Source organism: Oleiphilus sp. HI0080 (assembly GCF_001635135.1).
Genome location: NZ_LWFU01000410.1, coordinates 1 through 12,377, shown reverse-complemented (window position 1 = coordinate 12,377; position 12,377 = coordinate 1). Strand labels below are relative to the sequence as shown.

Here is a 12,377-nt window from a genome sequence, read left to right as displayed (position 1 = left end):
CTAAATATTTTGGGTGGATGAAGTTACTGTATCGGTATTCGGGTCTTATTGTTCGCATGATGCGGAAGGAGTTCCTAGGAGGCGATTTATAATGGGCCCCGAGTGTACCCAAAGTCGGGGCCTAATATAAGTGTTAATCAGCAAGGAGCTTCTTGGCTCGCGCGCTCGAGAAGTCGAGAACGTCGGCGCGGTGTTGTGGTCTGTTTCGCAAGAATTCCTCAGGATTTGAAAGGGCTTCTCGCAGGTCTACTAGGGCCTCGTTCATCATTGATGAAATTTTTAAGCAGGCGCTAACGGCTGAGCTGCTCCTGCGACGTTCCATATCGATTTGAAATTGTAATCCGCTCAGGCGTTCTTGCATGTGATTTGGGGCGCTGCTTATCACGTCGCGGGTAATCCGCTGGCGCAGCTGTTCAAGCTCTTCTGGCTTTTCCCTTGCCAACTCTACCAGGGTGTCGAAGCTAGGAAGATCTATTAAACCTAAGCCGGTTTGTCTCACATCGATATCCCCTAGCTTGCGCTTAGAGCTTTCATTTGAGTCTTTCATCGTAACGACCTCTTTCTGTTACGGCTGTCAGTGCATTGGGTTGGCTATTTTACGTACAGCTGATTTGTATGGAACAAAACAAAAGTAAAAATACGGAACGCCATCAATTCAGCTCAATGCTATGTAACATTTTGTAATGGCTACGTTTCAACAATCAAAGTCTGTTTATTAAAACCAAGAAACAGTTTGGCTTTTTTATGTGCTATGTGGCTAAAATGTGAGCAGGTTCGTAAGGTTGGCAGTTTTTAGTCTGCTGGAACTGACTTAAAACGGTCATAGTTTGAAGTTAGTGTTCTTAAAGTGGTCGAACACAAAAGTGTAACGATGCGAGGATCTACCAGTGCTGCAGCAAGTGTCTCAACAAGGAATTAGTACTACATTCAATCAAGCGATTCTCAAAATTGACAAGAGTGGTCAGCCGATACGCTGGATCTCTAAAGAGGCCGCAACAAATTTGGTCTGCAATGGGAAGGTACTCTGGGCGTTTGGTGAAAAGAGCCTAGTAATGCATGGCGGTGTTAATCGTCACGGTGAGCAGTCGATTATTCGACTAGCACCGATTATCGCCGTTGATGGCACTGTAGTCTCTCATGCGATTAATATCCCGCTAATGAATAAGTATCTATTTCGCCGAGATCAGCATATGTGTATGTATTGCGGGCAGGAGCTGTCCCGCTTGTCGCTGACGCGAGATCACGTCCTTCCGCGGTCTCGTGGTGGACAAGATGTTTGGACAAACGTCGTGTCTGCCTGTAAGCCTTGTAATCAAAGAAAAGGCGCGCGCTTACCCGAAGAGGCAAATATGCCTTTGCTTGCTGTGCCTTTCAAGCCGACCTTTTCTGAGCTTCTCTACTTGCAGAACCATAATATTCTTGAGGATCAGATGCAGTATTTGAGAAAGGGCTTTAAACACTTGAACGACCATGCCAGCCATTGATCGCGCTGCGCAAGGATAAAGACTATACTAAGCGCTTACATCCATTTTTATGTGCCCCTGAATGAGCAAACCTGAAGACGAAAATTCTACTCCGCAAGACAAAGCGACCAAGAAAAAAAGCAGTGCTAATAAAAACAGCGCACCAAACAAAGATCCAAACTCCCAACGAGAAGCAGAAAAATACGCGCAACCGATTGCGAGCCGTGAACATATTCTCGATACCCTGGCGGAGCTAAAAAAGCCGCTAACCCACCCTGAGATCGCGCACTTTCTGAAAATTTCTGACCCGGAAGGTCTCGAAGCGCTGCGTCGTCGTCTTATTGCAATGTGCCGAGACGGGCAGCTCGTGTGCAACCGGCGTCAGCAGTATTTACCTTCCGCGAAAGTAGATCTTCTCAAGGGAACTGTCATTGGTCATCGTGATGGCTTTGGTTTCGTTAAACTCGAGAAAGGCGGTGACGATCTTCTGCTTTCTGCAAAACAGATGCAAAGTGTGTTTCATGACGATCGCGTCTTGGTGCGTGTTGATCATGTTGATGCGAAAGGGCGAGGTCATGCGGTAATTGTCGAGGTGCTTGAGCGCAACACAAAGGAGGTCGTTGGGCGAATCTTTTTTGAAAGTGGCCTGAACTTCATTGAAGTAGAAAGTGTTCGCGAAACGCAGCAAGTTATTGTTGCGACAGAAAATTTGAATGGCGCAAAACATGGGCAGTATGTTGTCGCCAAAATTCTGCAATACCCCTCCAAGCGAGAGCATGCGATTGGCGAGGTGTTGGAGGTGCTTGGTGATCATATGGCGCCAGGTATGGAGATCGAAGTGGCTATTCGCTCTCATAACATCCCGAATGAGTGGCCTGCTGACCTTGTTGAGCAGATCGAGAATTTCAAAGCAGAGGTCACTGAAGACGACAAGGTCGCAAGAATAGATCTTCGTCATTTACCTTTGGTCACCATTGATGGTGAGGATGCGCGAGACTTCGATGACGCAGTTTACTGTGAGCGACGCACCGAGGGTGGATGGCGTCTGTATGTTGCGATTGCCGACGTCAGTCATTACGTCAGTATCAATAGTCCTCTTGATATCGAGGCCAACAAGCGCGGAACCTCGGTTTATTTTCCTGATCATGTAGTGCCAATGCTGCCAGAGCTTCTATCCAACGGTTTGTGTTCGCTGAATCCGAATGTTGATCGGCTGTGCATGGTTTGTGAAATGGAGTTGAGTGAGAAAGGAGAGGTTGAGCAGAGTTATTTTTATGAGGCCGTAATGCATAGTCATGCTCGCCTTACCTATAACCAAGTAGGCACGATTCTCGATGAAGCGGATACCTCGGAAGGCATTCAGTTGTGCGAGGATTTTGCCGAGCGCTTGCCGCAGATTTATGATCTATACGCTCTTTATACGGCTTTACGTGCTCGGCGAACAGAGCGTGGCGCGATCGACTTTGAAACGGTCGAAACGCAAATTATTTTTGGCGAAGAACGGAAAATTGAGGCGATTGTGCCTCGAGAGCGTAACGATGCGCACAAGATTATTGAAGAGTGCATGTTATGCGCTAATGTGGCGACGGCCGAATTTTTGATCTCTGAAAAGCTTCCGGCGCTGTATCGTGTTCACGAAGGGCCGGGCGAAGAAAAACTCACTAATTTGCGCGCTTTTTTATCAGAGCTTGGCTTGCAACTGTATGGTGGTGAAACCCCAGCGCCCGCTGATTACCAGAATCTTTTTAAGGAAATAGCAGAGCGGCCAGACTTTAGCGTGATTCAAACCATGATGTTGCGCTCTATGAGTCAAGCGGTCTATAGCCCTGAAGAAAAAGGGCACTTTGGTCTGGCGTATGATCATTACGCGCATTTTACCTCTCCGATCCGTCGTTACCCAGATCTGATGGTGCACCGTGCCATCAAATCCGTGATCTATAGCAATCGAAATAGTCAGCAAGTGCGCCGTCATCCTGAACAGCAGGCTGGCAAGCACACATACCCATATGATTTTGAGCGAGTTGTGCACTTGGGTGAGCATTGCTCTATGGCGGAGCGACGCGCAGATGACGCGACACGTGATGTAACGAATTGGCTGAAATGTGAATATCTCCAGCAGCACCTTGGTGCAACCTTTGATGGCTTGATAGCGGCGGTGACAAGCTTTGGTTTCTTTGTCGAATTGGCCGATCTTTATGTTGAAGGCTTGGTTCATGTAGCGACTTTGGAGGGGGATTTCTATCAATTCGATAAGCAGAAGCAACGATTGACGGGAGAGCGAACAGGGAAGCGTTTTGCTCTGGGTGACCCGGTTGTGGTGCAGGTTGCAGCCATTAACCTAGAAGAACGTAAGATCGATTTGACGCTGATGAGCCAGGGGAAAACCTTTAAAAATAGTAAAGGGCGCTCAGGTAAACGTGCTGACGAATCTCGAAAGGGTGGTGGTCGTGATAGAAGTAATGATCGAAATAGTGATCGTCGCGGTGCAAAGGGGCGCAAAGGTCCGAGATCAGATCGTGATCCCAAAAGCGCAGGTAAAGGGGCTGGGGTTTATAAAGCACCTAAATCCAAGTCTAAGGTGAAGGCTGGTGCCAGTTCCGACAGTTCGGGTGCGCACAACAAAGGTAAAGATGAAAGTCGCGGCAAACTTAGAGGTAAAGGTTCGTCTTCGAAAGAGCATCCAAGAGTAAAAAGCAAAGGGAAGCCTTTGAAAGTGGGTGCTGATTTAAAAGCACCGAGCTTGCCAGTAAAAGGTGAGGCGCCCTTGCATGATAATGCGGGTCCTCGTCGAAGAGCAAAGTTACACCCCGTGAATGCAGCTAAAAAGCGCAGTGAAGAATCAGAAGATTAAGTTCAAAGAGTCAAGATGAGCAAGTTAGATACCGTATTTGGCATTCATGCCGTTGAGTCTTTACTGGAGCGAGACCATGCTCGAATAGAGCGCTTGGTCGTCATGAAAGGGCGCGATGACAAGCGATTGCAAGCCTTGTTGCAGTTAGCGAATGAACACAATATTCCGTTTAGCCTTAGTCCTCGGCGCGAGCTGGATGATTTAGTAAGAGGTCGTCATCAAGGCGTTGTCGCTCTTGTTGAGCCAAGTAAAGAGCTTAATGAAAATGATCTAGAAGCTCTGTTGGATGCTCTTGATGTGCCGCCTTTTTTGCTTATCCTGGATTCAGTGACCGATCCTCATAACTTAGGTGCGTGTTTGCGTTCCGCTGATGCGGCTGGTGTACATGCGCTAATCACACCCAAAGATAAGGCAGCGCCGCTCAATGCGGTCGCGCGTAATGTCGCCTCGGGTGCGGCCGATCAGGTACCGTTAGTGCGGGTAACGAATCTAGCGCGCACAATGCGTTCGCTTCAGGATCGAGGTATCTGGATTACAGGAGCGGCAGGCGAAGGTGAGAGTACGATTTATCAGGCCGACTTCAAGGGCCCGATGGCCATCGCTATGGGTGCAGAGGGTAGTGGATTGCGTCGCCTGACACGAGAGCACTGTGATCAGCTTAGTCAGATACCGATGGCTGGTTCAGTGAGTAGTCTGAATGTTTCGGTCGCAACAGGTGTATTTCTATTTGAAGCGTTACGGCAGCGAAATTCTACGAAATAGAGCTTAAATTTCGCGAACGTGTAAGATTTGCTCGATCAAGCTGATGTTCTTTGTGTTTGGCAGAAGGTCTTTATGATGACGTCGAAAATTATCTGTTGCCTCGCGCTGACGATGCTAAGTTTTGTATCTAATGCGACTAGTGTTAGCGACATAAGTGATTCCGCAGTCGAAGAGTCCAGGAGCGCTCTTCATGACTTCGCCGAGTGGTATTCTTCCGCCACAAGCGATGCACTTTTTCATGTCGGTGACACGGCTATCTCAGTGGTCGATTTGGTTTGGGTTGTTGGGGTGATGCTCGCATCGGTCGTTTTGTCTTCTGTGTTGCGCCGTTTTTTGAACAACCTTCCTTTGAAGCACGCAGGTTTTTCTGCTTCTGGCATGTTTACTCTCGGTCGACTTCTGCATTATGTGATTCTGCTTGTCGCGATTCTGGTCAGTTTTGGTCTTCTGGGTATCGATTTTACGGAGCTCGCAATCGTCGCGGGTGCCCTGAGTGTAGGTATTGGTTTCGGCCTACAATCTATATTCAATAATTTTATTTCCGGTTTGATTTTGCTGTTTGAGCGTCCGATTAAAGTAGGCGACTTGATTGAGTTGGATTCAGGAACACGGGGGCGCGTCAAAGCGATTAACGTCAGAAGTACTCAGGTGACTACTTGGGATAATATCGATGTTATGGTCCCAAACTCAGAGTTTATCTCTGGTCGAGTGATTAATTATACGCTCAACGATGACCGTCGCCGTTTACATATTCCTTTTGGTGTTGCTTATGGCACAGACAAAGAGCTTGTGAAGCGCGCGGCGACTGAAGCTGCATTGATGCTTCCGTTTACGTTGAATCATGGTAAAAACAAGCCTGATGTGTGGTTGATTAATTTTGGTGATAGTAGTCTGGATTTTGAGCTTGTGATTTGGGTGAGGGGAAATCAGCTGCCTACTGATAAGCATCCCGTAGGGATGTATCTATGGGAAATTGAAAGCAAGCTGGCTGAGTACAATATCGAGATACCATTTCCGCAACGAGATTTACGGATGCGTTCGGTTGATCAGGAGGTGCGTGATCTTTTGCCTCAAAGGCCGTCATAGTTAGCCCTTCTTCAGCTGTTATTTATTGCTTGGACATTTTCTGAGGCAGCTAGGGTGGAGGGTTTATTTTCCGGTCAGTATATCTTTGTATTTACGCATTAATATCAACATGATCATACTGGCAAGCCGTTGGTATATGTCACTCATATGCGCTTTGTTTGGGAGCGTGTCGCGCAGAATGTTTTGAATCTGTGTGAATCGGTTTGTTTGGGTTGGCTGGCTTTCCAGGGCTTTCATAACGATTTTCATGATTCCAGAATAGTCATCGCTCCCTAATTCAGAAATAACTCCCTCTGCATGCTGTTCAAGTTGCTCGACTGACATCGCTTTGAGCGCTGCAACCAGCTCAGGTTCGGGAAGTCGAAGCACATCTTGAGTTGTTAGTTGAGGCATTATCTTTTCCTTGGTTGCTAAACGTACCGGCAGACTAAGCGAGCCGTTGAATGGAGTGAAATTTTCCGTTGTTATCAAACTGAATGATAAAGCTTCCCTTAACGCCGTCATGGCTAGTGAATGAGCTTAGAATATTGGCTGGGAATTGCACGCTTCGTCCATCGCGGCTTTTTGTGCGAACAATCTGTGCCTCTCCTCTGTACAGTCGAAGCCATTCTTCGCGGTGAATACTTAGGTCAATGATCAGTTCTTGCATGGTGTTTTATACGTGTCTAACAAACCAATAGCGTTCCCAAAATAAGAGTACTTTTTCTGGGTATTTGGTTCGGCCAAGGCTGCCATTATAACGAGCTAAAGCGCGAATAAGGTTGCCTTTTTCTCGATCGAGATAGTGCTTTAGGATGGTGCAGCCGTATCTGAGATTCGTCGCCATATCCATCAAATTATCTTCCGGACGGCCAATCTCATTTTTCCAGAATGGCATCACCTGCATCAATCCCTGTGCGCCGACAACAGAAATAGCAAAGCGATTAAAGGCGCTCTCGACATGAATGACCGAGAGAACAAGCTCGGGCTCGAGACCCGCGCGGCTTGCCTCTGCATGTACCATCTTTAGGAAAGCAACGCGTTCAGTCGGGCTCTTAATGTATCGACTGAGCCGACTAGACATATCCACAAGCCAAACTTCGGCATCAAAACGATCGTTGAAGCTAGCCGCGTCATTTACTGTTTCTCGAAGGATCTCGGTTAACTCGGCATCGGGCTCCTGAGTCGCAAACGCGCTTTGAATCGGCATAAAGCAAAGCGCTGCGGCAAAAGTAATGGCGCGGGTAATGGCCGTTCTTAAGGCGATTCTGTAGATTAAGCTAGGCGATGCCAAGTTGCTTACAAATTTCATCAACTGCATTGTCTACCGAGAACTCCTGGTTTTCATCATCTGTGCGGCCTTTATATTCAAGCGTGCCGTTCTTTAATCCACGGTCACTAATCACGACGCGATGAGGTATGCCGATCAGTTCCATGTCGGCGAACTTAAACCCGGGGCGTTCATTTCTATCATCCATGAGCACATCAATGCCTTTTGCTTGAAGCGCTTGGTAAAGCTCTTCTGCCTTGCTTGCGACGACTTCGGACTTGTGCATATTGAGTGGGATGATGGCTAGCTGAAACGGTGCCATTGCGGCTGGCCAAATAATGCCGTTGTCGTCATGATTTTGTTCGATGGCTGCTGCAACAATGCGCGAAACACCGATGCCATAACAGCCCATCTCCATGATTTTTGCCTTGCCATTCTCATCAAGGACCGAGGCATTCATTGCCGAGCTGTATTTGTCGCCCAGTTTGAAAATATGGCCAACCTCGATGCCGCGTTTGATTGTAATTGTGCCTTTTCCATCAGGGCTTTGATCACCTTCTACAACATTGCGTAGATCGGCTGTTTCGCCGAGCTCTTGGTCGCGCTCCCAGTTTACACCTGTGAGGTGAAAGCCGGTTTTGTTGGCTCCGCAGCAGAAGTCACTCGCATGGGCGGCGCTGAAATCAGTAATTGTGCGAATGCTTAATCCCACAGGGCCTAAGGAGCCGACTTTCGCACCGATCTCTGCTTCAATGCGCTCTTCCGGAGCGAACTGGAGCGGCGAAGCAATACCTTCGAGTTTTTCTGCTTTTACTTCGTTGAGTTCGTGATCTCCGCGTAGTGTCAACGCGACAAGTGGCGCGGTTTCGTCTTCTTCTGCTTCGCCTAAAACGATCAGTGTTTTGACGCATTGTTCCGGGGCAAGTGAAAGTAGCTTGGATACATCGGCTATGCTGTTATGATTCGGTGTAGCAACTTCTGTCATAGCTTGGCTAGGGTTGGCGCGCTCGCCAGCTGGAGCAACTGCTTCGGCTTTTTCGATATTGGCTGCGTATTGGCTTTCTGTCGAAAATGCGATGTCGTCTTCACCTGAGCTAGCCAGAACGTGAAACTCATGTGAAGAGCTACCACCAATGCTGCCTGAGTCAGCCTGCACAGGTCTGAAGTCTAAGCCAAGACGCTCAAAAATACGGACATACGCGTCGTGCATGATGTTGTACGTTTCATCTAGAGACTCTTTGCTCGCGTGAAACGAATATGCGTCCTTCATGACGAACTCTCGCGCTCGCATGACGCCAAAGCGGGGCCTTCTCTCATCTCGAAACTTTGTTTGAATTTGGTAAAAGTTTGCAGGTAATTGCTTATAACTTTTTAGTTCATCACGAATGATGTCGGTGACTACCTCTTCATGAGTAGGGCCAAGGCAGAAGTCGCGGTCATGACGGTCTTTGACGCGCAAAAGTTCGCCACCATACTGCTGCCAGCGACCAGATTCTTCCCAGAGCTCTGCGGGTTGCACAACGGGCATCAGAAGTTCTTGGGCGCCGGCTCTGTCCATTTCTTCGCGAACAATGCTTTCTACTTTTCGAAGCACCCGAAGCCCCATCGGTAGCCAGTTGTAAAGACCTGCGGCGAGTTTGCGAATGAGACCTGCGCGCAGCATTAGTTGATGACTAATAACCTCCGCATCGGATGGGGTTTCTTTGTGGGTTGCGATAAGAAAACGGCTTGCACGCATTTGCGATGTGAGTCCTGTAGTGATTCTAGACATTTAGGGTGCCAACCGTATTTGATTGAGTGGGCACCGCCATAGCTTTAGTAAGGCGCCTATTTTAATGAGCCTTGGTTTAATCGTATAGTCTAGTTTTGATTATCTGGGGATAAGTTAATGGCTTTGGCGGCAAAAGAGGTTCAGGAACTGATTCGGAGCTGGATTCCGATGGCTGAGGATATCGATTTACGTGTTGAAAGAATAAGCGATCATACCTGTTTGATTCGTATCCCTTTTGACAACAAGAATAAGCGACCAGGAGGAAGTGTGTCTGGTCCGGTGCTGATGGCCGCAGGTGACACTGCGATGTATGCTGCAATACTCGGCGCGTTAGGGGAGGTTTCGATGGCCGTCACAAGTAATCTGAACATCAATTTTATGCAGAGACCGGGCGAGGTTGATATTCTCGCTGAAGGCAAGATACTGAAGTTGGGTAAGCGGATTGCGTATTGTGAGGTGGAAATCTATACCTCAAAGTCTAGAGAGTTAGTAGCCCATGTGACGGGAAGTTATGCTTTGCCGCCTACGTCTGAAAGGTAGCTTTTTGAGAGGGTGATTTGATCGGGCTTAGTCTATCGGCCGATACGCGGTATTTGCGGGTCTAGATTCTCTGTATCGATGACGTATTTGTTTCGGCCGCTTTCCTTCGCTTCGTAGAGTGCCGTATCCGCCTTTTTGACAAGCTCTGAATGTTCGTGCTCTGGATGAGGGTAGGCGGTGGCGCCACCGATTGAACAGGTTACTTGGACGGGTTCTCGCTCACTTTCAAAGCTAAGCTCTGATACTGCGCGGGTCAAACGCTCGGCAACAATCCTAATGCCCTCCTCATTGGTGTTTGGCAACATAATGATAAACTCTTCGCCGCNATATCTTGCAACGCAATCCGCAGGCCGCATGACATTTTTCTCTAGGCATTCTGCGACCGAGCGAAGCGCTTCATCGCCAAACAAATGGCCGTAGGTATCGTTTAGCTTTTTAAAGTAGTCCAGATCAACCATCAAAATAGAGATGCAGGATTTTAGGCGTGCACTGCGCTGCCACTCTTTTTCGTATTCGGCGTCGAAATACATGCGGTTTTTCAACTGGGTTAAGGGATCTGTGACACTCAGTTTTTCGAGCTCTATGGCGCGTTCTTCGGCGATCAGATTGTTCGAAATGGCTTGCCAGTAATCATGCTCTGCCGATGCTGACGCTACGTGGATGTAGATCCATGATGCCACAATCAGTCCAGCGTAGAGGTAGGATAAAGGGTTCGCATTCCAAAGAAAGAATAGAATGCTTGGTAAAAAAAGTAAGCATGGGTAGTAGATGCGTATTGTTCTAGAGATACTGAGGGTGCTGGTGCCGCCCATAGCAAATGCTGCCAACACGATTAGAATCGGCGCTTGCACGCTAGAGAGACCATTATCATAGAACACCCACGCACTCATTACTCCCCAGTGCAACGCACTGAGCAAAATGCTAGCGACCAGGATGCCTTCAAGTTTTGCGACATTGTCTTTGTCGACTTTGCTGCGAAATAAAAGGTGCGTTAGTCGGATGAAAAAGAATGCGATGATCAAGCCGCTATTAATATGAAAAAACAGCGTGCTTTGTTCGTATATATCGAGCGCAAAAGCGATCGCAAACCAAACTGTGGCATAGATGAAAATGCCTGGCTTTGCACGATTTGTTAAATCGTTGAATGCCCGGATCCGAAGCAAACTGTAATAGTCGGTATTGCTCATATTATTGGGAGGCACCTCGCAGGCTTGTCATACCATGTCACGTTGCTATCTGGCATGGACAGAACATAGGTAGAGCCGCAGAGTGTTATCGGGCTCCATGTATAGCTCAATTTTAGCACATCATCCATATACCGTATCGAAATAGCTTGATATGTGAACGCGCGCCCATATCATACGGACTAACACTTCGTTTTCTTGCTAGGTTGTTTGTCTATGCTTCAGCTATTGGTTCCCCTGATCGCGATCCTAAGCGTTTTATGGTTTTTTGGGGCGTACAGAAAAGGAACGCCCGCTGCTCGAAAGAGGCTTGTTGCTTGGTTCTTTTTTGCGGTGTTACTCCTCGCGGTTGTATTTTTGACCGTCACAGGGCGCTTACATTTCATTGCCGCGATTGTGACAGCGTTGTTGCCTTTCGTTAAAAAAATGACCCCTTTGTTGCGCTATGTTCCATTGCTCAGACGCTTCGTTAAACAGCAAAAAAATTCTGCTAATCAATCAGAAGGCGCCGAATCTGTGAATTCCCAAAACAGCAACATGAGCAAAGCTCAGGCACATGAGATTTTGGGCGTAAAGCCGGGAGCTAGCGCACAAGAGATTATTGATGCACATAAAAAATTAATGCAGAAATGTCACCCCGATCGAGGTGGAAACGATTATCTGGCTGCTCAGATCAATCAGGCGAAAGACACGCTCTTGTCTTGATTGTGCAGATCTATTGTTTTGCGTGTTTTGGTTAGCACCGTTTTTGGTTTGATAAGACCTCAAGGTTAATCGAGCCGTCTTGCACGCGTGCTTCAACTGTGTCACCCGGATGTACCATCTCGCATGAATCAATCGCCTTACCTTTGTCGTTTAACAGCACGCTATAGCCACGCTCCATCGTCGCCAGAGGGCTGACAAGATTAAGTTTGTTCGCAGCAAGGCTAAATTGATGTTGGCTGCGAGTTAGGTGTGTATTGACCAACTCATTGCTGCGGGCAAAGATTCGCGCACAGTGGTTTTTGGCTTGCTCGATCTGCGACTGAGGATGGAATCTGTCTAAACGTGCTTGGCGACTTGATAGCTTGGACAAGTGTTGCTGCATGCCAAGCTGGATGAGTTGCTCCAGGGCCTTGCTGAGACTTTCAGCTCTTTGTGCTTTGATCTCCAGCGCTTTACCCGGATGCTGTACTCTTTTTTGATGGGCTTGCAGCTTGTTCTGCGCTCGATCGATGGTGTTGCGGAGAAGAAAAGTTAGGCGGCGCTGCTGGTCATCTAGTTTCTGGCTAAGTTCAAATTGGTCCGGGGTAATGTATTCGGCAGCGGCAGACGGTGTTGGGGCACGCAGGTCAGCCACCATGTCTGCAATAGAAAAATCAACTTCGTGGCCAACCGCGCTGATTATGGGCAGGTCGCTTTGATGAATTGCCCGAGCCACCAGTTCTTCATTAAATGCCCAGAGGTCTTCTAATGAGCCTCCTCCGCGTCC

13 protein-coding genes are annotated in these 12,377 nt (G+C 47.9%); 6 read left to right on the top strand and 7 right to left on the bottom strand.

Translation table 11 applies throughout. The features are described 5' to 3' along the window. Positions 1–133: 133 nt before the first annotated feature. A complete protein-coding gene (locus A3751_RS07535) occupies positions 134–547 on the bottom strand; it encodes a DUF3135 domain-containing protein (protein ID WP_082863111.1) in 414 nt (137 codons plus the stop codon). A 340-nt stretch (positions 548–887) separates the two neighbouring features. Here A3751_RS07535 and A3751_RS07530 point away from each other — a divergent pair, with 340 nt between their 5' ends. From A3751_RS07530 to A3751_RS07515, 4 genes are all read left to right on the top strand, one after another. Next, complete coding sequence (locus A3751_RS07530) at positions 888–1,484, top strand: HNH endonuclease (protein ID WP_231871646.1); 597 nt, start codon at positions 888–890, stop codon at positions 1,482–1,484. 61 nt (positions 1,485–1,545) lie between these two features. Continuing rightward, positions 1,546–4,314 carry a ribonuclease R gene (rnr, locus tag A3751_RS07525; RefSeq protein ID WP_068453925.1) on the top strand — a complete coding sequence of 923 codons (2,769 nt, stop codon included), beginning with the start codon at positions 1,546–1,548 and terminating at the stop codon, positions 4,312–4,314. A 15-nt stretch (positions 4,315–4,329) separates the two neighbouring features. Then, the gene (gene rlmB, locus A3751_RS07520; protein WP_068453923.1) at positions 4,330–5,076 is read left to right on the top strand and encodes a 23S rRNA (guanosine(2251)-2'-O)-methyltransferase RlmB; all 747 of its coding nucleotides are present in this window, start codon (positions 4,330–4,332) and stop codon (positions 5,074–5,076) included. 111 nt (positions 5,077–5,187) lie between these two features. Further along, on the top strand, positions 5,188–6,162 hold the full coding sequence (locus tag A3751_RS07515; RefSeq protein ID WP_197466222.1) for a mechanosensitive ion channel family protein: 975 nt from the start codon (positions 5,188–5,190) through the stop codon (positions 6,160–6,162). 63 nt (positions 6,163–6,225) lie between these two features. Here the strand turns inward: A3751_RS07515 and A3751_RS07510 are convergent, their stop codons facing one another. The 4 genes from A3751_RS07510 to A3751_RS07495 are packed head-to-tail and all read right to left on the bottom strand — an operon-like array spanning position 6,226 to position 9,149. Further along, positions 6,226–6,555 (bottom strand): hypothetical protein, encoded by a 330-nt coding sequence (locus tag A3751_RS07510; protein WP_068453921.1) that lies wholly within the window; start codon positions 6,553–6,555, stop codon positions 6,226–6,228. 34 nt (positions 6,556–6,589) lie between these two features. Further along, positions 6,590–6,811, bottom strand: coding sequence for a DUF2835 domain-containing protein (locus tag A3751_RS07505; protein WP_068453918.1), 222 nt, complete (start codon positions 6,809–6,811; stop codon positions 6,590–6,592). Positions 6,812–6,817: 6 nt separating this feature from the next. Then, complete coding sequence (locus A3751_RS07500) at positions 6,818–7,462, bottom strand: lytic transglycosylase domain-containing protein (protein WP_369819909.1); 645 nt, start codon at positions 7,460–7,462, stop codon at positions 6,818–6,820. Continuing rightward, positions 7,422–9,149, bottom strand: a complete 1,728-nt coding sequence (locus tag A3751_RS07495) for a proline--tRNA ligase (protein WP_068453916.1) — start codon at positions 9,147–9,149, stop codon at positions 7,422–7,424. The genes A3751_RS07500 and A3751_RS07495 overlap by 41 nt, the downstream gene beginning before the upstream one ends. A 150-nt stretch (positions 9,150–9,299) precedes the next feature. Between A3751_RS07495 and A3751_RS07490 the strand changes: the two genes are divergently transcribed. Continuing rightward, positions 9,300–9,722: a PaaI family thioesterase gene (locus A3751_RS07490; protein ID WP_068453914.1), complete on the top strand. Its 423-nt coding sequence runs from the start codon at positions 9,300–9,302 to the stop codon at positions 9,720–9,722. 32 nt (positions 9,723–9,754) lie between these two features. On the opposite strand, the gene A3751_RS07485 is transcribed toward A3751_RS07490, so the two are convergent. Continuing rightward, positions 9,755–10,909: a diguanylate cyclase gene (locus A3751_RS07485; protein ID WP_068453911.1), complete on the bottom strand. Its 1,155-nt coding sequence runs from the start codon at positions 10,907–10,909 to the stop codon at positions 9,755–9,757. A gap of 213 nt (positions 10,910–11,122) precedes the next feature. Between A3751_RS07485 and A3751_RS07480 the strand changes: the two genes are divergently transcribed. Then, the gene (locus tag A3751_RS07480) at positions 11,123–11,611 is read left to right on the top strand and encodes a DnaJ domain-containing protein (RefSeq protein ID WP_068453909.1); all 489 of its coding nucleotides are present in this window, start codon (positions 11,123–11,125) and stop codon (positions 11,609–11,611) included. Positions 11,612–11,642: 31 nt separating this feature from the next. On the opposite strand, the gene A3751_RS07475 is transcribed toward A3751_RS07480, so the two are convergent. Further along, the coding region (locus A3751_RS07475; protein ID WP_197466221.1) for an exodeoxyribonuclease VII large subunit at positions 11,643–12,377 on the bottom strand (735 nt) is incomplete at its 5' end.